We start from the raw sequence: 20323 nt of genomic DNA, 5'->3' as shown, positions 1-20323 counted from the left end.
ACCGCAGGTCATCGACGCGAGCGGCGGCCTGTTCCTCGGGCCGCGCCCCTGATCCTGATCGCAGGGTGTCGGATCCCGGGAGTCGGGTCCGCGGCGACAATCGACTCGCTCCCCGCCGTGCGCTGTCCCTATCCTCACGGGAGCGGGATCGCGCAGTCCCGCAGGCTGCGGAGCCGTGGCAGAGCGGTCCAATGCGATCGGCGTGGGGGAAGCCCCTCTCACGTCGACTGGTGGGAACAGGGCGGGCCTTGCCCTTCCTCGCCCGCGGGTTCGAATCCCGTCGGCTCCGCGGCCGACCCTACGTGTCCGCCTCCGCCGACTGGAGTCCGCATGAGCACCCCTGTCCCCGCCCCCGCCGCCCCGGAGTTCGTCGGGCCGGAGCAGACCGCGGCCGCCGGGCGAGGGCAGATCAGCGTCCTGTGGTCGCTCGGCGACCGTGCGAGGGATCTGGACGCCGACGTCGTGCGGCTGGCGCCGGGCGCGAGCATCGGCGAGCACGCGGAGGAGGAGTTCGGCGTCCTGTTCACCGTGCTGACCGGCGCCGGTGAACTCCGCACCCCGGACGCGACCTGGCAGCTCGCCCCCGGCGCCCTCGCCTGGCTGCCCGCGGGCATCACGCGCTGCGTGGACGCGGGGGAGAAGGGGCTCGTCTACACGACCTCCCACCGTCGGCGTCCGGCCCCCGGTACCGGTCAGGCCGACGGCTCCGACGCGGGCGAGCCGGTCTGTCTGCTCGATCGTGTCTGTCCCGAGTGCGGCCGTCTCGCCGCCGAACGAGACGCCCGCTACTGCGCTCGCTGCGGAACGCCGCTGACCGATGCCGCGGCGTAGGACAGGAGTTGCGTGAGTCAGGTCAGTTGTCCACGTCCCCGTACGTCGTGCCGACCTTGAGCCCGTCGATCCAGTTGATGACGCGCTTGTCCTTGACCTCGGAGCCGTAGGAGCCGAAGCGGGTGTCGTTGCCCAGGTCGTCCCAGGTGCGGCCGGAGAACTCGGCGACCTTGGTGCCGTTGTAGAAGGCCGTCACCCACCCGGCGGAGGCATCGGACGAGGTGTGGATGCCGAGCACGATGCGCTTGTACGTACTGGTGGTGACGGGTGTCGACCACTTCAGGGTCCACTTCTCGCCGACCTCGATGTGGAACAGCTTCAGGACGCCGCCCTCCACCTTCATCAACACCGGGTAGTTCTGCTGGTGTTGGTCGTTGGTGCCGTACGACTTCCACTGGAAGATCGTGCCCGCGTCCGGGGTGTTGGTGGAGGTGTCCCAGCCGATCCAGTACGTCGAGTTGTTCTTGAAGGTGTACCGCGAACCGCCGACGCTGATCCCGTGCGCCTCGCAACGCTCAAGGCCCAGCGGCTTGTTGAACTTGAAGACCTGGCCGCGCCCGTCGCCGTTGTCCTGTGCGGTGACGCTGCCGGGTGCGTCGCACAGCGTCGAGGAGAACACGCCGGTGCCCGCGGAGGCGTCCCCGTCCCAGATGACGGAGGCGTCGGCGGGTGCCGCGGTGAGCAGGACCAGGGAGGCGGCGGCCGTGAGTGTGCCGGTTCGTTTGCGCATGAGGGGGCTCCTTGCGAGTGGGGGGAGGGGCTCGCGTGGCTGTGTGCCATCTGTGCGACGGGCTGGGAGTAAACGGTTTCTAGCATGGTCGTGGTTGAACACTCAATAGGGAAGCGCCAGTTGAGTGTTGTCACGCAGTAACCGGTATCTACGGCAAGCAGGTCTGTCGGGGGTGGTGACGCCACGCCCGCGCGCATCTAACATCCGATGTACCCGTCCCCGTACCTCCCTCGTGGCACGTGGAGTGCCCGTTTTGGCTCGTAACGTCGGATGAATCGACCTGGGGTAGTTGTAGAGGAGATTCGTGATGCGCAAGGTGATCGGCGTCGTGCTCGCGCTCCTGCTGGCCGTCGCGGCAGCCGTGGCAAGCCCTCCCGCAGCGGTCGCCACGCAGGCGGACCCGGCCGGCGGCCCCCGCACGCAAGGCATACCCGGCGAGATCGGGCCCAGCGACGACAAGGACCTCGCGGCCTGGCAGAAGCTCCAGTTCGGGATGTTCATCCACTGGGGCCTGTTCTCCGAACTGGGAGGAGTGTGGAAGGGCAAACCCGTCACCAAGGGCTACAGCGAACAGATCCAGATGTGGGCCGACATCTCCGAGGAGGAGTACCTCGAAGTGGCCGAGCGCTTCAGGCCGGACCGTTTCGACCCCGCGGAGATCTGCTCCCTCGCGAAGCAGGCGGGGATGCGCTACGTGGTCATCACCAGCAAGCACCACGACGGCTTCTCCATGTTCGATACCGGCACCACCGGCTACGACGTCGTCGACGCGACCCCCTACGGCAAGGACCCGCTGAAGGCGCTCGCCGACGAATGCCGCAGCCAGGGGCTGAAGTTCGGCTTCTACTTCTCGCTCGTCGACTGGCACCAGGGCCACGACTTCGACGGCAACAACAACAATCCGATCCCCGCGTCGATGGAACCCGTCATCGAGGGCCAGCTCCGCGAGCTGATGACCCGGTACGGGGACATCGCCGAGGTGTGGTTCGACATGTCGTCGCCCACCGCGGCCCAGAGCCGGAAATTCGCCGGGATCGTCCGCGAACTGCAGCCGAAGGCGGCGATCAACAGCCGGGTGTGGAACAACCAGGGCGACTTCCGCACCCTCGGCGACAACGAGATTCCCGATGTGGCCCTCGACGGCGCCTGGCAGACACCCGCGTCGATCTACCACGAGACCTGGGGGTACCGCAGCTGGCAGAAGCGTGAGGACCTGCCCGGCAAGATCAGGGACCTGGTCGGCGGTCTCACCGGCGTGCGCGCCCGCGGCGGCAACTACCTGCTCAACATCGGCCCGCGCGGCGACGGTTCGGTCGTGGAGTTCGAGGCCGACGTCCTGCGCGGCATGGGCGACTGGCTCGACCGCCACCCCGACGCCGTACTCGGCGCGTCGGCCACCCGCTTCGGCGGTCAGCCGTGGGGGGAGGTCACGGTCAACGACCGCGACCTGTTCCTGCACGTGAGCAAGTGGCCCAAGTCCGGCGACGGCGAACTCCGGCTGCCGGGCCTGGCCACCTCCGTACGTGATGTCCGCGAGGACGGCTCGAAGGACCGGCTGAAGTGGCGCTGGGACGGGGACGACCTCGTGGTGACGCTGCCCGACCGGCCGCGCGACGCGGTGCTGCCCGTCGTGAAGGTCGAACTCGGCGGCGAGCTGCGGATCATTCCGGAGCGCACGGTCGCCCTCGGCCCGGACAAGTCAGCCGTCCTGGACGCCGACGACATCGAGCACGGCTACAGCTACGCCGACGACGGCAGCTACTACAGCACCCAGCGGACCACGGTGCGGCACACCGCCCACATCACGGCCGACCGTGCCGCGAGGCTGTCGGTATCGGTCCGGGGCGAGGCACGGCCGGAGGCGCTCTACCGGGTCCAGGTCGGCAAGCACTCCCGGCTGGTGACGGGCGCGGACCTGACCCGACGCGCCGTAGGCCCCTTCTCCGTCCCCGGCGGGAAGGTCACCCCCGTGACCATCACCCTGGCGGAGCCGGAGCACGCGGGGGAGGAACTCGGCCTGCGTCTCGACTCGTTGCTGGTCGAGCCCACCGGCAGCCGCGCCGACCTCTGACCCGCGCCGCGGAACAGGTGCGCCAGGCGGAGATCACCCGAGGACGAACGGGAGTTTCGCGGCAAGCTCGCCCAGCTCGGCCTGCTCCGCCTCGGTCGGGGCGCGCCGTCCGGTGCCCACGAGGAGCGCGTCCCGGTCGGAGAACGACGCGGGGAACGCGGTGCCTGCGATCTTCTCCAGCATCTCGCGGCTCCGGGCGAGCCCTTCCGCCGGCGGTCCGGACACGTGCGGGAGGTGCGCGATCAGGTCGAGGTGGTGCAGGGTCCACTCCATGACGTACGTCATGAGGTAGTCGCCGGTGGTGAGCACCTCGTCGCGGGTGCTCACCCGGGCGCCGGGATCGGCGAGTTCGGCGGCGCGTCCTGCGGCGGAGCCCACGTCGTCGAGGTGGAACTTGAGCAGCCAGGGCTCCTCGTAGGCGGCGGCGAGCCGGACGGTCAGCGCGTCGAGCGGGTCCTCGCCGGTCGGCGGCGTTTCGGTGATGTCCCAGTAGGTCAGCGCGTCGCGGGTCGGCTCCGAGTCGGCGGGCGTCACGAGGGTGATCAGGACGTCCTGGGAGTCGACGACCAGATGACAGACCAGGTCCTGCACGAGCCAGCCGGTACAGCCTGAGGGCCGCGCGAAGTCCTCGTCCGGGAGTTCGGCGACGGCCGTGCGCAACGCCGCCCAAGAGTGCGAGAAGAGATCCACCTCGCCAACGTAGTGCGGTGCCGCGAAGCCGGACAAGCACATGTGGACGGAACGCCCGCGCGCGCCATGATGCGCGGACCTCCGCCCCCCCCCCGGCGCCGGATCCAGGGTGACCCCGGCGGCCGTCATGCGGCCTTGACGGCGCGGGCCACGGGGTGCAGGGCCGCGTACTCCAGAGGCGCGGACGGGTCGATGGACACGTCCAGCGGGGCGGGTTCCGCTCCCGCGCGGACCAGCAGGTCACCGACGGCCGCGATCATCGCGCCGTTGTCGGTGCACAGCTTCAACGGCGGCACCCGCAACGCGATCCCGGCGGCCCGGCAGCGCTCCTCCGCCAGTGCCCGCACACGGGAGTTGGCGGCCACGCCGCCCACCACGACCAGCGTTCCCACCCCGTGTTCACGGCAGGCGGCCACCGCCTTGCGCGTCAGCACATCGGCCACGGCCTCCTGCAGCGACGCCGCCCCGTCCGCGAGCGGCAGTTCCTCGTCGCGCAGCTGGTGCTGCTCGGCCCAGCGCGCGGCAGCAGTCTTGAGCCCGGAGAAGGAGAAGTCGTAGCGCGCGTCCCGCGGCCCGGTCAGCGGCCGGGGGAACGCCACGGCGCCCGGGTCGCCCCGCCGCGCGGTGCGGTCGATGGCGGGGCCGCCCGGGTACGGAAGGCCGAACACCCGGGCCGCCTTGTCGAAGCACTCGCCCGCCGCGTCGTCGATGGTGTCGCCCAGGTGCACGATGGGGTCCCGCGCCAGATCCCGTACGAGCAGCAGTGAGGTGTGCCCGCCGGAGACGATCAGCACCATGCAGGGGTCCGGCAGCGGGCCGTGCTCCAGCGTGTCGGCCGCGACGTGCCCGGCCAGGTGGTGCACTCCGTACAGCGGCACCCCGAGCGAGAACGCCAGGGTCCTGGCCCCGGCCAGGCCCACCTGGAGCGCGCCCGAGAGTCCGGGTCCCGTGGTGACGGCCACCGCCCCGATGTCGCCCATCCGCAGTCCGGCCCGGTCCAGGGCCTCGCGCACGACGGGCGTGAAGGCGTGCACGTGCGCCCGCGCCGCGATCTCCGGCACCACCCCGCCGAACCGGGCGTGCTCGTCCATGCTCGACGCCACCGCATGTCCGAGCAGGTGTCCGTCGCGCACGAGACCTGCACCGGTCTCGTCGCACGAGGACTCGATGCCAAGGACCACTGGAGACTCCACGTCCCGACTCCCGATCTTTCCAGCTTGTTGCAACCTATGTGCAATAAGGGTACGGCCAGGACGACCTGGCCGGTGTCCGGCCACGGCCGGACAGTAGAGTTCGAGTGCGTCAGCCCCCGAACACCGAGGTACCGTCCGTGACCCCCGCACCCGCCGCACCCCCCGCCCCGCCTGCCGTGAGCGTGGTGGGCATCGGAGCCGACGGGTGGGCCGGACTGCCCGACGCGGCACGCACGGAACTCACCGCGGCCCAGGTCCTGATCGGCGCCCCGCGTCAACTGGGCCTGCTCCCACCGGAATGCACGGGACGACGCGTGCCGTGGCCCTCGCCGCTGCGGCCCGCCGTTCCCGGGCTCCTTGCCGAGCACGCGGGCCGCAGGATCGCCGTACTGGCCAGCGGCGACCCGATGTTCTACGGCATCGGCCGCGCTCTGACCGAGGTTCTCGGCGCCGACGGCCTGCGCATCGTGCCCCACCCGTCGTCCGTGTCCTACGCCTGCGCCCGCGTCGGCTGGGCCCTGGAGGACACCGAGGTCGTCACCCTGGTCGGGCGCCCCGCCGCCCGTCTGGCCGCGGCCCTGCACGACGGCCGCCGGCTGCTTGTCCTGAGCGCGGACGCCACCACGCCCGCCGTCGTCGCCGCGCACTTGCGCGAACACGGCTTCGGACCCAGCCTGATACGCGTCCTCGAACAGCTCGGCGGCGAGAACGAGGCGTACGCGGAAGGCATCGCGGACACCTGGGCGCACCCGCCGGGAGACCCCCTGAACGTCATCGCGGTCGAATGCCGACGTGCCCCGGGCGCCCTGCGCCTCGGCGCCGTCCCCGGCCTGCCCGACGAGGCGTACGAACACGACGGGCAGCTCACCAAGCGCCACGTCCGGGCCGCCACGCTCGGCGTGCTCGCACCGGCACCAGGCGAACTCCTGTGGGACGTCGGCGGTGGCTCGGGGTCCGTGGCCATCGAGTGGATGCGCACCCACCCCTCCTGCCGGGCGATCAGCGTGGAGCGCGATCCGGTGCGGGCGCAGCGCATCGAGCGCAACGCCGCACACCTCGGGGTGCCCGCCCTGCGCGTGATCAGCGGCAAGGCGCCGGGAAGCCTGGCCGAACTGCCCACGCCCGACGCCGTGTTCATCGGCGGCGGTCTCACCGTGCCCGGCCTGCTCGACGCCTGCTGGGACGCGCTGCCCGCAGGCGGCCGTCTGGTCGCCAACACCGTCACGCTGGAGTCAGAGGCCCTGCTCGCCGAGCGATACCGCCGGCACGGCGGTGACCTGGTCCGCCTCGCCGTCGCCCACGCCGTGCCCGTCGGCGGCTTCACCGGCTGGCGCCAGGCGATGCCGGTCACCCAGTGGTCCGTACGCAAACCTTCGACCGACCCCACCGCGGAACGCTCAGCAGAGGCCCCCGCAGAACCCTCAGGAGACAACGGATGACCGTCTACTTCATCGGCGCGGGCCCCGGTGCGGCCGACCTGATCACGGTGCGCGGCGCACGCACGCTCGCCGCCTGCGGGGTGTGCCTGTACGCCGGCAGTCTGGTGCCCCGTGAACTGCTCGCCGAGTGCCCCGACGACGCCCGCCTTGTCGACACCGCGCAGCTGGACATCGAGCAGATCACCGCCGAGCTCGTCGCCGCGCACGAGCGGGGCCAGGACGTGGCCCGGCTGCACTCGGGCGACCCGTCCGTCTTCAGCGCCGTCAACGAGCAGATGCGGCGCCTGGACGAGGCGGGCGTGCCCTACGAAGTGGTGCCGGGCGTACCCGCGTTCGCGGCAGCCGCGGCGGCGCTCAAGCGGGAGCTGACGGTGCCGACCGTCGGCCAGACCGTCATCCTCACCCGGATCGCCCACCGGGCCACCGCGATGCCCGAGGGCGAGGACCTGGCCACGCTGGGCCGCAGCGGAGCCCTGATCGTCCTCCACCTGGCCGCCAAGTACGTGGACCGCGTGGTGGAGGAACTCCTGCCGCACTACGGGGCCGACTGCCCCACGGCGGTCGTGGCACTGGCCTCGCGCCCCGACGAGCTCATCCTGCGCGGGCCCCTCGACGAGATCGCCGAGCAGGTCAAGGCGGCGGGCGTGATCCGTACCGCCGTCATCATGGTGGGCCGTACGTTGGGCGCCGAGCAGTTCCGCGACAGCCACCTCTACTCGCCCGCCCGCGACCGCCACGTCTGCTGAGGGCTCCGGGCCGGTGGGGGCCGGGCGTTACGGAGCTCAGCGCACGCTGCTGCGTCCGACGACCGTGCCCGCCCGGTCGATGCAGATGACGTCCACGGCGACCGGCGCGCCCCGCAACACCGACAGCGCCTCGTCGCGCGCCGCCACGGCCACCAGGTCCCCCAGCGGGACACCCCGGGCCTGGCACAACTGGAGCGCGGCCAGGCCCGTGTTGGCGCCCGCCACCTCGGCCGCCAGGGCCTCGTCCGCGCCGCCCTTGCGGGCCAGCGCGGCCAGGAAGGGCTTGTCGACCTGGGAGCGGGCCGAGTGCAGGTCGAGGTGTCCGGCGGCGAGCTTCGACAGCTTGGCGAAACCGCCGCACACCGTCAGGCGGTCCACCGGGTGCCGGCGCACGTACTTGAGCACCGCGCCCGCGAAGTCCCCCATGTCAAGGAGGGCGATCTCCGGGATCCCGTACTCGGCCACCACCGTCTTCTCCGAGGTCGAGCCCGTGCAGCCCGCCACATGCGTATGCCCGGCGGCGCGCGCCACGTCCACGCCGCGGCGAATCGAGTCGATCCACGCCGAGCAGGAGTAGGGCACCACGATGCCGGTGGTGCCCAGGATCGACAGACCGCCCAGGATGCCGAGCCGGGGGTTCCAGGTGGAGCGGGCGATCTCCTCGCCGTGGTCCACAGAGACGGTGATCTCGACGTCTCCCGAACCCCCGTGCTCCGCGGCGACCCGTGCGACATGGTCGCGGATCATCTGGCGCGGCACGGGGTTGACCGCGGGCTCGCCGACGTCGAGAGGCAGCCCCGGCAGGGTGACCGTGCCCACGCCGGGCCCCGCCTTGAAGACCACGCCCGAACCCGGCGGCAGCCGCCGCGCGGTGGCCCGCACCAGCGCGCCGTGCGTCACGTCGGGGTCGTCGCCCGCGTCCTTGACCACCCCCGCGGTCGCCCGGCCTTCGGCCAGCTCCTCGATCGCCAGGGCGAAGGCCGGTGTCTGGCCCTTGGGCAGGGTGATGGTCACCGGGTCGGGGAAGTCGCCGCTGAGCAGGGCCGTGTAGGCGGCCGTGGAGGCCGCGGTCGCACAGGCACCGGTCGTCCAGCCGGGCCGCAGACCGGTGTGCTTGAGTTGGGCGCTGCGCCCGCCTTTCGCCTCACCCATGGATGGATCCGATGCACGTACTGGTACTTGGCGGGACGACGGAGGCCCGCCGCCTCGCCGAGGCCCTGGTGGACACGCTGCCTGCCGCGGCGAGGGTGACCAGCTCACTGGCCGGGCGCGTCACGAGCCCGAAGCTGCCGCCGGGCGAGGTCCGCGTGGGCGGCTTCGGCGGAGCCGAGGGGCTCGCCGCATGGCTGCGTACGCACCGGGTGAGCGCGCTCATCGATGCCACCCATCCTTTCGCCGAGACGATCAGTTTCAACGCGGCCGCTGCCGCCGCTGCCGCCCATGTTCCCCTGCTCGCGCTGCGCCGGCCCGGCTGGGTGCCGGGCGAGGGCGACGCCTGGCATGCGGTCGGCTCCCTGGCCGATGCGGCCTCAGAGCTGCCCGCGCTGGGGCAGCGCGTCTTCCTCACCACGGGACGCATGGGTCTCGCGGCCTTCGCCGAACTGGACCAGCTGTGGTTCTTGATGCGCTCGGTGGACGCCCCGGAGACACCGCATCCCGCGCACATGGAGGTGCTGCTCGACCGCGGCCCGTTCACCTTGGAGGGGGAGCGCGAGCTGATCCGCCGCCATCGCATCGACGTCGTCGTCACGAAGGACAGCGGCGGCGCCGCCACCGCCCCCAAACTCGCCGCGGCCCGCGAAGCACGGATCCCCGTGGTCGTGGTGCGCCGGCCGCCGGTGCCCGAAGGCGTGGCGGTGGCGGGCACCCCGGAGCAGGCCCTGACCTGGCTGCACGCCCACGGCGGCAGCCAGGTCTAGCGGACGCGGAGCCTCAGTCCTCCGGGTAACGGCGGGGCGTCCACACGATCTGCTGTCCGTCGCCCCGCTGCTCCCAGCGGGTCTGCGAGGAACCGACCAGCAGGATCGTGCGCATGTCGACCTCGTCGGGGTCGAGATCGGCGAGCCGCACCGTGCGGACGCTCTCGGCCGGTCCGCCGATGTCGCGGCCCAGGACCACGGGAGTGTCCGGCGAGCGGTGCTCGAGCAGCAGGTCGCGGGCCTTGCCGACCTGCCAGGTCCGGCTGCGGGAGCCGGGGTTGTACAGCGCGAGCACCAGGTCCGCACCGGCCGCCGCCTGCAGCCGCTGCGCGATGACCTCCCACGGCTTGAGCCGGTCGGAGAGCGATATCGCGGCGTAGTCGTGGCCCAGCGGAGCGCCCGCGCGGGCGGCGGCCGCGTTCGCCGCCGTCACCCCCGGAAGCACCCGCACCGGCAGATCCGCGTACTGCTTCTGCGATGCCACCTCCAGGACGGCCGTCGCCATGGCGAAGACGCCCGGGTCGCCGCCGGAGACGACGGCCACGCGCCGACCGCGCCGGGCGAGATCCAGGGCGAACTCGGCGCGCTCCGACTCGACCTTGTTGTCGGAGCCGTGGCGCACCTGCCCCGGGCGGACCGGCACCCGGTCCAGATAGGTCGTGTAGCCGACCAGGTCGTCGGCCGCGGCCAGCACGCCGCGAGTCTCGGGCGTGAGCCACAGCGGCCCGGCGGGACCGGTACCGACCACGGCCACTTCGCCCGCGTCCGGGGCGCGCTCGGGCCGGGGGGCGTCGATCCGGCTCGGCAGGACGGCGACGGCGAAGTACGGCACCGAGTCGGCGTCGACCTCGGCCAGCTCGTCGATGCGCTCGCCTGCCATGGTGGCGCGCTCGACGTAGTGGGCCTCGGGCAGCCGCCCGGAGGCCTCGAAGGCGCGGCGCACGGCGGGGAAGGTGCGGCCCAGCTTCATCACCACGGCGGCGTCCGTGGCGGCCAGACGCGCGGTCAGCTCCTCCTCCGGCAGGGTGCCGGGCAGGATGGTCAGCACCTCCTCGCCCTCGGCGAGCGGAGTGCCGAGGCGGGCGGCCGCGGCGCTGACGGAGGTGACACCGGGGATCACCTCGGTGGGGTAGCGGTCGGCGAGCCGCTTGTGCATGTGCATGTACGAGCCGTAGAAGAGCGGGTCGCCCTCGGCGAGGACGGCGACCGTGCGGCCGGCGTCGAGGTGCACCGCGAGGCGGGCCGCCGCCTCGGTGTAGAAGTCCTCCATCGCGCCCCGGTAGCCGCCGGGGTGGTCGGTGGTCTCCGTCGTGAGGGGGTAGACCAGCGCTTCCTCGATGTGGTCGGCCCGCAGGTGCTTGGCCGCGATGGACCGCGCGATGGACCGTCCGTGCCGGGCGCTGTGATAGGCGACGACATCGGCCTCCGCGATGACTTCGACCGCCCGCAGGGTCATGAGGGCCGGATCGCCGGGCCCGAGCCCGACGCCGTACAGCCGGCCTGTGTTCTGCTCGCTCACGCTCATTCTTCCTCGCTGGCGATCGCGTTGAGTGCGGCCGCCGCGATGGCGCTTCCGCCCCGTCGGCCCCGCACGATCATGTGGTCCAGGCCGGACGGGTGCGCGGCCAGGGCGTCCTTGGACTCCATCGCGCCGACGAAACCGACGGGCACACCGATGACGGCGGCGGGGCGCGGCGCGCCCTCCTCGATCATTTCGAGCAGGCGGAACAGGGCGGTGGGCGCGTTGCCGACGGCTATGACCGAGCCTTCCATCCGGTCGCGCCACAGCTCCAGGGCAGCGGCGCTGCGGGTGGTGCCGAGCTCGGCGGCCAGATCGGGCACCGCCGGGTCGGACAGGGTGCACACCACGTCGTTGTCGGCGGGCAGCCGCTTGCGGGTGACGCCGCTTGCGACCATCGCCACGTCGCACAGGATGGGGGCGCCCGCACGCAGGGCCTCGCGGGCCCTGGCCACCACGTCCGGGGTGAAAGCGAGGTCGCGTACGAGGTCGACCATGCCGCAGGCGTGGATCATGCGGACCGCGACCTGGCTCACGTCGGCGGGCAGGCCCGACAGATCCGCCTCCGCGCGGATCGTGGCGAAGGACTGGCGGTAGATCGCCGGTCCGTCCTTCTCGTACTGGTGCACAGTGCGTTCGCTCTCTTGATAGGGCAGGGAACAGTCGGGTGTTGCGGGGTTGATCATGTGTTCATGTGTGGTTCAGCCGCGGGCCGCGGCCACGGCGCCGGCGAGTGCGCCCGGGCTGCCGGGGACGGTCGCCGGCGTGTCCCGTTTCTCGCCGCGTACGCGGGAGATCTGATGTCCGTCGGGAGTGGCGACGACGTCGATCCACTCCCCGTGCGGATGTCCGCACCGGCGTTCGCACCCGGACCAGTACACGGGCAGCGCCCCTACGGGGCGGCCCAACGCGGCCTTCGCCGTGGCGCGTACGTCGTCCAGAGCCTTGGCGCAGCCGGGCCTGCCGATGCAGGCCCCCACTCCGGTCCAGGGTGAGTCTGATCCGGTGATGAGACCGGCGGCCCCCAGTTCCTCCAGGAGCTGCGCGGCCGCTGTCCGCTCGACTCCGGGCAGGACGACTCCGCGCCAGGGGGTCAGCCGCAGCTCGCCGCCGCCATGGTGGCGGGCGGTGTCCGTCAGCGTCTGCCACTGGGGTGCGCTGACGCTTCCCAGGGGCAGGCCGAGGGAGAGGGCGGCCGTGGGGTGCGGGCCGGACACGACGCCGAGGGCGGGTCCGCCCGGATCCCGGGGGAGGGGCGCGGTGGTGCGGGTGACTTGGAGTCCGGCCTGGCGCAGGCGGTGCAGGACCGAGTCGAGCAGAGGGCCGACGCCGCTCGGCAGGTCGGTGACCCGCCACGCACTGGCGTCGGGCGCCTGCTCCAGGAAGGTCTCGGCCGCGATGAGCGCGGCCCGCGGTGCCTGCGCGGCCGCCAGCAGGACGGCGTCGTGCGCCGGGCCGATCCGCAGCAGCGCCTCGTCCTCGCCCCGCGCCGTCAGGGTCACGTCGCCGCCGAGCGCCCCCACGTCGCCGCGGCCGTCGTCCAGGGCGAACAGGAACCGGCCGGACAGAGCGGCGGCCCGGTCGCCGGCGCACAGCAGCTCGTCCAGGGCGGACAGCCACGGGCGGATGTCCGCCTCGCCCCGGCCGTCGAGTCCCGCGAGCGGGGAGGCCACCACATTGCGCACCCGCTCATGGCGTTCGGAGGGCAAAAGCCCCGATTCGCCCAGCAGGTAAGCCAGTTCACCGCCGCAGTCCGCGGGCAGCCCGCGCAACTGCACATTGCCGCGCGATGTGAGATGCAACTCCCCGTCTCCCAGCCGCTCCGACGCGTCCCGCAGCACGTCGGCCTGGCCCGCGCTCAGCACACCGCCCGGGATGCGGACGCGGGCCAGGGCCCCGTCGTCCGCCCGGTGAAGGCGCAGCGTCCCGGGGCAGGCGTCACCGCGGCCGCGGGCAGACTCGTCTCCCGAGAGCGCGGGCGAGGGGACCGATGGGGGCATGGCGGCGAGCATACCGACCCATCGCAGCAGGTCCGCCTGCCCCCCCGGTAGTTGATCGGCCCTTAGTATTCCTAGCGACGGGTCAGCCGGCCCGTCGTCGCCACAGACGGCGACAAGGGGAGGAAGCCCGGTGCGATTCCGGCGCGGTCCCGCCACTGTGAGCCCGGTGCGCATGCCGGGTGAGTCAGGAACTCCCTTCCCCGAGCTCTCGTCCGCTCGAGCAGGGGAGACGCCATCGACACCACCCGGGGCGTGGACACCCCGAGGAAGGCCCGACGCCGCATGATCCTGCTCCTGTCGACGTCCGACACCGACCTGCTCAGCGCCCGCGCCGCCGCAGGCCCGGTCGCCTACCGCTTCGCGAACCCCTCCCGGCTCCCGCTCGAGGACCTTCCGCAGCTCCTGGACGGCGCTGATCTGGTCGTCGTACGCCTCCTCGGCGGCGTGCGCGCCTGGCAGGAGGGCCTCGACCAAGTCGTGGCGACCGGCCGCCCCGTGGTCGTCCTCACCGGCGAACAGGCCCCCGACGCCCAGCTGATGGCCGCATCGACCGTGCCCATCGGCATCGCCGCCGAGGCCCACGCCTACCTGGCCCACGGCGGCCCCGACAACCTGGAGCAGCTGGCCAGGTTCCTCTCGGACACCGTCCTGCTCACCGGCCACGGCTTCGAGCCGCCCGCCCCCGCGCCCTCGTGGGGCCCCTTGGAGCGCACCGCCCGTCAGGTCGAGGGACCGACCGTAGCGGTGCTCTACTACCGCGCCCACCACATGAGCGGCAACACCGCCTTCATCGAGAGCCTGTGCCGCGCGGTCGAGGACGCCGGAGCGCGCCCGCTGCCGCTGTACGTGGCCTCGCTGCGTACTCCCGAGCCCGAACTCATCGATGAACTGCGCGCCGCCGACGCGATCGTGACCACGGTCCTCGCGGCGGGCGGCACGCGCCCTGCCGAGGCATCGGCGGGCGGCGACGACGAGTCCTGGGACGCGGGCGCCCTCAGCGGCCTCGACGTCCCCATCCTCCAGGCGCTCTGCCTCACCAGCTCACGCACCGACTGGGAGGGCAACGACGAGGGCGTGTCCCCGCTGGACGCCGCAAGCCAGATCGCGGTCCCCGAGTTCGACGGCCGCCTGATCACGGTGCCGTTCTCCTTCAAGGAGATCGACGAGGACGGTCTGCCCGCGTACGTCGCCGACGCCGAGCGCGCGGCACGCGTGGCCGGCATCGCCGTGCGGCACGCGCGGCTTCGCCACATCCCGGCCGCCGACAAGCGCATCGCGCTCGTCCTTTCCGCCTACCCGACCAAGCACTCGCGGATCGGCAACGCGGTCGGCCTCGACACCCCCGCGAGCGCCGTCGCCCTGCTGCGCCGACTGCGCGAAGAGGGCTACGACTTCGGTACGGAGGAGGTCCCGGGCCTTGCCTCCGGCGACGGCGACGAGCTGATCTACGCCCTGATCGAGGCGGGCGGCCACGACCAGGAGTGGCTCACCGAGGAGCAGCTGGCCCGCAACCCCGTCCGCATCCCGGCGGCCGACTACCGCCGCTGGTACGCCACGCTCCCCGCCGAGCTGCGCGAGTCCGTGGAGCAGCACTGGGGCCCGGCCCCCGGCGAGATGTTCGTGGACCGGTCGAGCAACCCGGAGGGCGACATCGTCCTCGCGGCCCTGCGCCGCGGCAACCTGCTCATCCTCATCCAGCCGCCGCGCGGCTTCGGCGAGAACCCGATCGCGATCTACCACGACCCCGATCTGCCGCCCTCGCACCACTACTTGGCCGCCTACCGCTGGATCGCCGCGTCCGCCGACGACAACGGCTTCGGCGCCGACGCGATGATCCACCTGGGCAAGCACGGCAACCTGGAGTGGCTGCCCGGCAAGAACGCGGGCCTGTCCGCCGCCTGCGGCCCCGACGCGGCCCTGGGCGATCTGCCCCTGATCTACCCGTTCCTGGTCAACGACCCAGGGGAGGGGACGCAGGCCAAGCGGCGCGTCCACGCCACCCTCGTGGACCACCTCGTACCGCCGATGGCCCGCGCCGACAGCTACGGCGACATCGCCCGCCTCGAGCAACTCCTGGACGAACACGCCCAGATCGCCTCGATGGACCCGGCGAAGCTGCCCGCGATCCGCGCCCAGATCTGGACGCTGATCCAGGCCGCCAAGCTCGACCACGACCTGGGGCTCGAGGACCGCCCCGAGGACGAGGGCTTCGACGAGTTCATCATGCATCTCGACGGCTGGCTCTGTGAGATCAAGGACGTCCAGATCCGCGACGGCCTGCACGTCCTGGGCGGCGCCCCGGCCGGCGCCGACCGCGTCAACCTCGTCCTCGCGATCCTGCGCGCCCGCCAGATCTGGGGCGGCACGGCCTCCCTCCCCGGCCTGCGCGAGGCGTTGGGCCTCGACGAGTCCGCGGCCACCCGCACCGCCGCCGACGAGGTCGAGGAGAAGGCCCGCGCCCTGGTCCAGGCGATGGACGACGCCGACTGGGCCCCGGAGGCCGTCGCGACGGTGGCCCAGGGGCACCCGCAGTCCGTAGCCGACATCCTCGCCTTCGCCGCCCGCGAGGTCGTACCGCGTCTGGCCGCCACGACCGACGAACTGGACCACGCCGTCCACGCGTTGAAGGGCGGCTTCGTTCCCGCCGGGCCCTCGGGCTCCCCGCTGCGCGGCCTGGTCAACGTCCTGCCGACCGGCCGCAACTTCTACTCCGTCGACCCCAAGGCGGTGCCCTCGCGCCTCGCCTGGGAGACCGGCCAGGCCCTGGCCGACTCGCTCCTTGAGCGCTACCGCAACGACAACGGCGACTGGCCGACCTCGGTGGGCCTCTCCTTGTGGGGTACGAGCGCGATGCGCACCGCCGGTGACGACGTCGCCGAAGCGCTCGCCCTCCTTGGCGTCCGTCCGGTCTGGGACGACGCGTCGCGCCGCGTGACGGGCCTGGAGGCGATCCCCGCCGACGAGCTCGGGCGCCCGCGCATCGACGTCACCCTGCGCATCAGCGGTTTCTTCCGCGATGCCTTCCCGCACACCATCGGCCTCCTGGACGACGCGGTGCGCCTGGCCGCCTCGCTGGAGGAGCCCGACGACGCGAACTTCGTCCGGGCCCACGCCCAGGCGGACCTGGCGGTCCACGGCGACGAACGCCGCGCCACCACCCGCATCTTCGGCTCCCGCCCCGGCACCTATGGCGCGGGTCTGCTCCAGCTCATCGACTCCCGCGACTGGCGCACCGACGCCGATCTCGCCGAGGTCTACACGGTGTGGGGCGGCTACGCCTACGGCCGCGAACTCGACGGGCGTCCGGCGCGCGAGGAGATGGAGAGCGCGTACAAGCGCATCGAGGTCGCGGCGAAGAACACCGACACCCGCGAACACGACATCGCCGACTCGGACGACTACTTCCAGTACCACGGCGGCATGGTGGCCACGGTCCGCGCGCTGAAGGGCCGCGCCCCGGAGGCGTACATCGGCGACTCCACGCGCCCCGAGACGGTGCGCACCCGCACCCTGGTCGAGGAGACCTCCCGCGTCTTCCGTGCCCGCGTGGTGAACCCCAAGTGGATCGAGGCGATGCGCCGCCACGGCTACAAGGGCGCCTTCGAGCTCGCCGCCACGGTCGACTACCTCTTCGGGTACGACGCCACGACGGGCGTGGTCGCCGACTGGATGTACGACAAGCTCACCGAGACGTACGTCCTCGACCCGACCAACCGTGAATTCCTTCAGCAGGCCAACCCCTGGGCCCTGCACGGCATCGCCGAGCGGCTCCTGGAAGCCGAGTCCCGCGGCATGTGGGCCAAGCCCGACCCCGCGGTGCTCGAGGCCCTGCGCCAGGCGTACCTGGAGACGGAAGGCAACCTGGAGGGCGAGGACTGAGCGGCGGCCTCGCGGCCGACGGACGAGGGGAGGGCCCCATCCCGGTGTCGGGATGGGGCCCTCCCCTCGTCCGGGCCGTCGTGGAGCTACGCCATGGGAGTGGCCCTGATCGCGGAGATGTCGAACTGCAGCCGGACCTTCTCGCTCACCATGGCGCCACCCGTCTCCAGGCGCTGGTTGTAGACCAGGCCCCAGTCCGTGCGGTCGATGGTGGTGGTGCCGTCGAAGCCGGCTCTCTCGAAGCCGAACGGGTCCACGACCGAACCGAGGTAGTCGAGCTGCAGCTCGACGGGGCGTGCCACGCCGCGGATGGTCAGGTCGCCCGCCATGCGGAAGGTCTCCCCGCCCTCGTGGACCGTGGAGGTGCTGCGGAACGACATCTCCGGGTGGCGGCGCGCGTCGAAGAAGTCGGCGCCTATGAGGTGTGAGTCCCGCTGTTCCACACCCGTGTCGACGCTGGCGATCCGGATGACGATCTCGGCCCGCGACTCGGAGGGCCGGGCGCCGTCGAAGTACAGCGTGCTGTCGTAGTCAGCGAAGGCACCTCGCACCGTCGTGACCATCGCGTGCCGCACGGAGAACCCGATGCGACTGTGCGGGCGGTCGATGGTCCACTGCCCGGTCAGCGCGCGGAGCGCAGGGTCGAGCGCGGCACCGGCGGCCGCGGCCGCGGAAAAGGGCGAACCGGGGCCGGCGGACGGCGTCGGTTCGAGGGTCGCGGTCTGGCGACGGCTGAAGATACCCATGATGTCGTCGTCTCCTTGAATTTGATCACTCCGTGTTATCACGCAGTCGACAGGCGCCGCTCAGCAAGATGAGCGGTCTCGTCCGGGTTCCATGCTGCTGACTGCAAAGATGCACAAGATCGGCACGGATGTGGATGCACGGTTGGGTGGCTCCGCGTCACGCATGGTGACAATTGTGTCTGCGGAGCACGCACGCGTCGGCGGAACTGAGGCGGCCGTCGCGATGAGGTCCGTCCCAGGGGCCGCAATCGGCATTTAAAGGCGCATACTTGAAATAATTCTGAGGTTCGGAGGGCGCAATGATCGCACTCGGAGTCATCCTTCTCGTCATCGGTCTCGTGGCCGGAATCTCCATCCTGTGGACCATCGGCGTCATCCTCGTTGTCATCGGTGCGGTCTTTTGGATTCTTGGTTCCGTCGGCCACGCGGTGGGCGGGCGAAAGCACTATTGGTAGGCGTTTTCGCGGCAGCGGAAACAAAATCCGCGCGTGCGCCGGGTTCTTTTCACGCCCCGAAGCCCGCATGCGGCCGATCCCGCCGGGTAGCAGGCTGAGCTCGATGACCTGCTGAACGGAACGGAGTCGGTGCATGGCCGGCGAGGGCGGAGGGCAGCGGCATGCCGCTGCCCAGGGGTGGTTGGAGCGTGCGCGGCGATGGTGCGGGCGGGCCCGGGGGACGCCGGGTTACGAGCGCCACACCCTGCTCCTGGTCCTCAAGAGCACGCTGGCCGCGACCCTGGCCTGGGTGGTCTCCTACTACCTGCTCGACGCGCCGTCCCCGGCGTTCGCGCCGTTCTCCGCGGTGCTGATCATGCAGGTGACGGTGTATCAGTCCGTGCTGCAGTCCCTTCGCTACCTGGCGGCGGTGGCGGCCGGCGTGGCCATGGTGGCGGCCCTGGGGTTCCTTGGCGGCCCCGACCTGCTGACCTTCGCGCTGGTCGCGCTGGTGGGTCTGTCCATCGGACGCTGGCCCGCGCTCGGCGCGCAAGGATCGCAGGTCGCCACCGCGGCGTTCTTCGCCTTCTCCACCTACGCCGCCGCCACGTCCGCCACCGAGAAGGTCACCCAGCTCGGGCAGATCCTCCTGCTGGTCCTCATCGGCTGCGGCATCGGCGTCGTCGCCAACGTGACGGTGGCCCCGCCGATGCGCTACCGCAGCGCCGAGTACGGGATCCGCTCGCTGTCCACCGCACTGGGCGAGCTGGTGAGCGACATGTACCCGGTGCTGCGCGAAGGCGAGTTGGACGAGGAGCGCTGCCGGCAGTGGCGCAGGAGGGCCGAGCAGACCGGAGGGCTGATCACGCAGGCGAGGGAAGGCTTCCGTACCGCGGAGGAGAGCCTGTACTTCAACCCCCGCCGGCTGCTGCGCAGGCATCGGGGCCGGGCCTCCTTCGACGGGTACGGCGCGGTGGCGGCAGCCCTCGAACGCTCGCTGTACCAGGTGGCGTCCCTGACGCGCAGCCTGCACCAGTGGCACGAAGGGGAGGGGGACCGGCACGACGACCGGGCCTTCCTCCTCGGCTACGCCGACTTTCTCGAGTCCCTCGCACAGATCGCCCAGGTGCTCGGAGGGCTGGACGAGGACTCCCTCGCCGAGCAGTCCCGGCAGCTGTGCCAGCTGGCCGACGAGGCCCAGGGACGCTGCCGGGACGTGACCGGCACAGCGGACCGGGCCGGCCTTCCTCTGGCCGACCCGGCCCGCCCCTATGGAGTCCTCGTCGTCGAGTCCACCCGCCTCATGGAGGAGTTCCAGCACGCCTGCGATGTGCTCCAACGGCACGTCGGCCAAGAGGCGTGATGCCTCTACGGGCTCAATGGTGGCCGTGGGCGCTGGAAGAGGCTCCGCCGAAGAGTCGTGCGACGACTCGGAAGGGCAGCGTGACCACCGTGGCAATGGCTCCACCGATGGATCGGAGAACATCTGCAATGGCCTTCAGCATGTCGGGACCTCCATAGAACGTCTTTGCTTTCTCGTCGACTCGGTTTGTCCTCTGCCGGTTGCCCTGCGAGCGACGACGGAAACGTAAGGCCGCCGCTGTACCGGAATTCGGCGTTCTCGGGCGCGGCGGGAACGGGCGCAGCGGTTCTGCGAATACCTGTTCAAGAGTGGCCGTGGCCTCCTACCGTGGCTGCCGTAGATCAGGAGTCCACGTTCCTGGGATGCAGCGGTCGGCTTTTCCCGCATCGGACAACGGGGGTAGGCACGTTGAGGGAGCTCGCTGCGGCTGGTGCCGCCCTGCTGGTCGAGCACATGCTGAAGGGTTCCTGGCGAACGGTCCGTGACGCCCTCGCCGAAGTGCTGGCAGCCGGCGAGTCCGAGGGCGGCATCCGCGCGGACGAGGCCCGGGACAGGCTGGACCAGGCCCGTGCCGACCTGATCCGGGCCAAGGACCGGGGAGAGCGGGAGATAGCCGCCGACGTGGAGGCCGAGTGGCGCATGCACGTGTGGCGTGCGCTGCGAAACGCCCCACGGGCCGCCGAGCGACTCGAATCGCTCCTGCGCCAGCTCTCGTCCCGGGTTCCTCGGGACGCCCCGTCGGCGGTCCCGAGCCCCGGCGCGG

General features: G+C 71.9%; 17 protein-coding genes, 1 tRNA gene and 1 riboswitch. Of the genes, 9 read left to right on the top strand and 9 right to left on the bottom strand.

The window, feature by feature from the left end; all coding sequences use genetic code 11:
• Window positions 1-169: 169 nt before the first annotated feature.
• Both ABZ833_RS01450 and ABZ833_RS01445 read left to right on the top strand, forming a co-directional pair.
• Window positions 170-289 (top strand) — tRNA-OTHER (locus ABZ833_RS01450).
• A 41-nt stretch (window positions 290-330) separates the two neighbouring features.
• Entirely contained in the window at window positions 331-831 is a 501-nt protein-coding gene (locus ABZ833_RS01445) for a hypothetical protein (protein ID WP_361039472.1), read from the top strand.
• Window positions 832-853: 22 nt separating this feature from the next.
• On the opposite strand, the gene ABZ833_RS01440 is transcribed toward ABZ833_RS01445, so the two are convergent.
• A complete protein-coding gene (locus ABZ833_RS01440; RefSeq protein WP_361039469.1) occupies window positions 854-1561 on the bottom strand; it encodes a hypothetical protein in 708 nt (235 codons plus the stop codon).
• A 307-nt stretch (window positions 1562-1868) separates the two neighbouring features.
• On the opposite strand from ABZ833_RS01440, the gene ABZ833_RS01435 reads away from it, so the two are divergent.
• Window positions 1869-3632, top strand: coding sequence for an alpha-L-fucosidase (locus ABZ833_RS01435; protein WP_361039466.1), 1764 nt, complete (start codon window positions 1869-1871; stop codon window positions 3630-3632).
• Between the two features lie 33 nt (window positions 3633-3665).
• Here ABZ833_RS01435 and ABZ833_RS01430 read toward each other — a convergent pair whose 3' ends face one another.
• Both ABZ833_RS01430 and tsaD read right to left on the bottom strand, forming a co-directional pair.
• Complete coding sequence (locus tag ABZ833_RS01430; RefSeq protein WP_361039464.1) at window positions 3666-4322, bottom strand: maleylpyruvate isomerase N-terminal domain-containing protein; 657 nt, start codon at window positions 4320-4322, stop codon at window positions 3666-3668.
• Window positions 4323-4447: 125 nt separating this feature from the next.
• On the bottom strand, window positions 4448-5515 hold the full coding sequence (tsaD, locus tag ABZ833_RS01425) for a tRNA (adenosine(37)-N6)-threonylcarbamoyltransferase complex transferase subunit TsaD (RefSeq protein WP_361039461.1): 1068 nt from the start codon (window positions 5513-5515) through the stop codon (window positions 4448-4450).
• A gap of 137 nt (window positions 5516-5652) precedes the next feature.
• Between tsaD and cbiE the strand changes: the two genes are divergently transcribed.
• Entirely contained in the window at window positions 5653-6954 is a 1302-nt protein-coding gene (gene cbiE, locus ABZ833_RS01420) for a precorrin-6y C5,15-methyltransferase (decarboxylating) subunit CbiE (protein ID WP_361039459.1), read from the top strand.
• The gene (gene cobM, locus ABZ833_RS01415; RefSeq protein WP_361039456.1) at window positions 6951-7700 is read left to right on the top strand and encodes a precorrin-4 C(11)-methyltransferase; all 750 of its coding nucleotides are present in this window, start codon (window positions 6951-6953) and stop codon (window positions 7698-7700) included. Before cbiE ends, cobM begins: the two co-directional genes overlap by 4 nt.
• 36 nt (window positions 7701-7736) lie before the next feature.
• Here the strand turns inward: cobM and ABZ833_RS01410 are convergent, their stop codons facing one another.
• Window positions 7737-8852, bottom strand: coding sequence for a cobalt-precorrin-5B (C(1))-methyltransferase (locus ABZ833_RS01410; RefSeq protein ID WP_361039454.1), 1116 nt, complete (start codon window positions 8850-8852; stop codon window positions 7737-7739).
• An 11-nt stretch (window positions 8853-8863) separates the two neighbouring features.
• Here ABZ833_RS01410 and ABZ833_RS01405 point away from each other — a divergent pair, with 11 nt between their 5' ends.
• Entirely contained in the window at window positions 8864-9619 is a 756-nt protein-coding gene (locus tag ABZ833_RS01405; protein WP_361039451.1) for a cobalt-precorrin-6A reductase, read from the top strand.
• Between the two features lie 13 nt (window positions 9620-9632).
• On the opposite strand, the gene ABZ833_RS01400 is transcribed toward ABZ833_RS01405, so the two are convergent.
• The 3 genes from ABZ833_RS01400 to cobG form a co-directional block, all read right to left on the bottom strand.
• On the bottom strand, window positions 9633-11144 hold the full coding sequence (locus tag ABZ833_RS01400) for a precorrin-2 C(20)-methyltransferase (protein WP_361039447.1): 1512 nt from the start codon (window positions 11142-11144) through the stop codon (window positions 9633-9635).
• Window positions 11141-11767, bottom strand: a complete 627-nt coding sequence (locus ABZ833_RS01395) for a precorrin-8X methylmutase (protein WP_361041284.1) — start codon at window positions 11765-11767, stop codon at window positions 11141-11143. The genes ABZ833_RS01400 and ABZ833_RS01395 overlap by 4 nt, the downstream gene beginning before the upstream one ends.
• A 72-nt stretch (window positions 11768-11839) precedes the next feature.
• Complete coding sequence (gene cobG, locus ABZ833_RS01390; protein WP_361039445.1) at window positions 11840-13150, bottom strand: precorrin-3B synthase; 1311 nt, start codon at window positions 13148-13150, stop codon at window positions 11840-11842.
• A gap of 49 nt (window positions 13151-13199) precedes the next feature.
• A riboswitch (cobalamin riboswitch) is annotated at window positions 13200-13352 on the top strand.
• Window positions 13353-13420: 68 nt separating this feature from the next.
• On the opposite strand from cobG, the gene cobN reads away from it, so the two are divergent.
• The gene (gene cobN, locus ABZ833_RS01385) at window positions 13421-17017 is read left to right on the top strand and encodes a cobaltochelatase subunit CobN (protein ID WP_361041281.1); all 3597 of its coding nucleotides are present in this window, start codon (window positions 13421-13423) and stop codon (window positions 17015-17017) included.
• A gap of 86 nt (window positions 17018-17103) precedes the next feature.
• Here the strand turns inward: cobN and ABZ833_RS01380 are convergent, their stop codons facing one another.
• The gene (locus ABZ833_RS01380; protein ID WP_361039443.1) at window positions 17104-17763 is read right to left on the bottom strand and encodes a YceI family protein; all 660 of its coding nucleotides are present in this window, start codon (window positions 17761-17763) and stop codon (window positions 17104-17106) included.
• A 299-nt stretch (window positions 17764-18062) separates the two neighbouring features.
• On the opposite strand from ABZ833_RS01380, the gene ABZ833_RS01375 reads away from it, so the two are divergent.
• The gene (locus ABZ833_RS01375) at window positions 18063-18218 is read left to right on the top strand and encodes a DUF6131 family protein (RefSeq protein ID WP_249585458.1); all 156 of its coding nucleotides are present in this window, start codon (window positions 18063-18065) and stop codon (window positions 18216-18218) included.
• 133 nt (window positions 18219-18351) lie between these two features.
• Window positions 18352-19560, top strand: a complete 1209-nt coding sequence (locus ABZ833_RS01370; RefSeq protein ID WP_361039439.1) for an aromatic acid exporter family protein — start codon at window positions 18352-18354, stop codon at window positions 19558-19560.
• A gap of 13 nt (window positions 19561-19573) precedes the next feature.
• Here ABZ833_RS01370 and ABZ833_RS01365 read toward each other — a convergent pair whose 3' ends face one another.
• Window positions 19574-19702: an LPFR motif small protein gene (locus ABZ833_RS01365; RefSeq protein ID WP_283779064.1), complete on the bottom strand. Its 129-nt coding sequence runs from the start codon at window positions 19700-19702 to the stop codon at window positions 19574-19576.
• Window positions 19703-20323: the final 621 nt, after the last annotated feature.

This window comes from Streptomyces sp. NPDC047525 (genome assembly GCF_040643025.1).
GTDB lineage: Bacteria > Actinomycetota > Actinomycetes > Streptomycetales > Streptomycetaceae > Streptomyces > Streptomyces durmitorensis.
This window is presented reverse-complemented; position numbering and strand designations above follow the sequence as displayed.

Coding starts and splice junctions, on each gene's coding strand:
- ABZ833_RS01445 (WP_361039472.1), top strand. CDS start 331: ATGAGCACCCCTGTCCCCGCCCCCGCCGCCCCGGAGTTCGTCGGGCCG.
- ABZ833_RS01440 (WP_361039469.1), bottom strand. CDS start 1,561: ATGCGCAAACGAACCGGCACACTCACGGCCGCCGCCTCCCTGGTCCTG.
- ABZ833_RS01435 (WP_361039466.1), top strand. CDS start 1,869: ATGCGCAAGGTGATCGGCGTCGTGCTCGCGCTCCTGCTGGCCGTCGCG.
- cobM (WP_361039456.1), top strand. CDS start 6,951: ATGACCGTCTACTTCATCGGCGCGGGCCCCGGTGCGGCCGACCTGATC.
- ABZ833_RS01410 (WP_361039454.1), bottom strand. CDS start 8,852: ATGGGTGAGGCGAAAGGCGGGCGCAGCGCCCAACTCAAGCACACCGGT.
- ABZ833_RS01405 (WP_361039451.1), top strand. CDS start 8,864: ATGCACGTACTGGTACTTGGCGGGACGACGGAGGCCCGCCGCCTCGCC.
- ABZ833_RS01400 (WP_361039447.1), bottom strand. CDS start 11,144: ATGAGCGTGAGCGAGCAGAACACAGGCCGGCTGTACGGCGTCGGGCTC.
- cobG (WP_361039445.1), bottom strand. CDS start 13,150: ATGCTCGCCGCCATGCCCCCATCGGTCCCCTCGCCCGCGCTCTCGGGA.
- cobN (WP_361041281.1), top strand. CDS start 13,421: ATGATCCTGCTCCTGTCGACGTCCGACACCGACCTGCTCAGCGCCCGC.
- ABZ833_RS01380 (WP_361039443.1), bottom strand. CDS start 17,763: ATGGGTATCTTCAGCCGTCGCCAGACCGCGACCCTCGAACCGACGCCG.
- ABZ833_RS01375 (WP_249585458.1), top strand. CDS start 18,063: ATGATCGCACTCGGAGTCATCCTTCTCGTCATCGGTCTCGTGGCCGGA.
- ABZ833_RS01370 (WP_361039439.1), top strand. CDS start 18,352: ATGGCCGGCGAGGGCGGAGGGCAGCGGCATGCCGCTGCCCAGGGGTGG.
- ABZ833_RS01365 (WP_283779064.1), bottom strand. CDS start 19,702: ATGCTGAAGGCCATTGCAGATGTTCTCCGATCCATCGGTGGAGCCATT.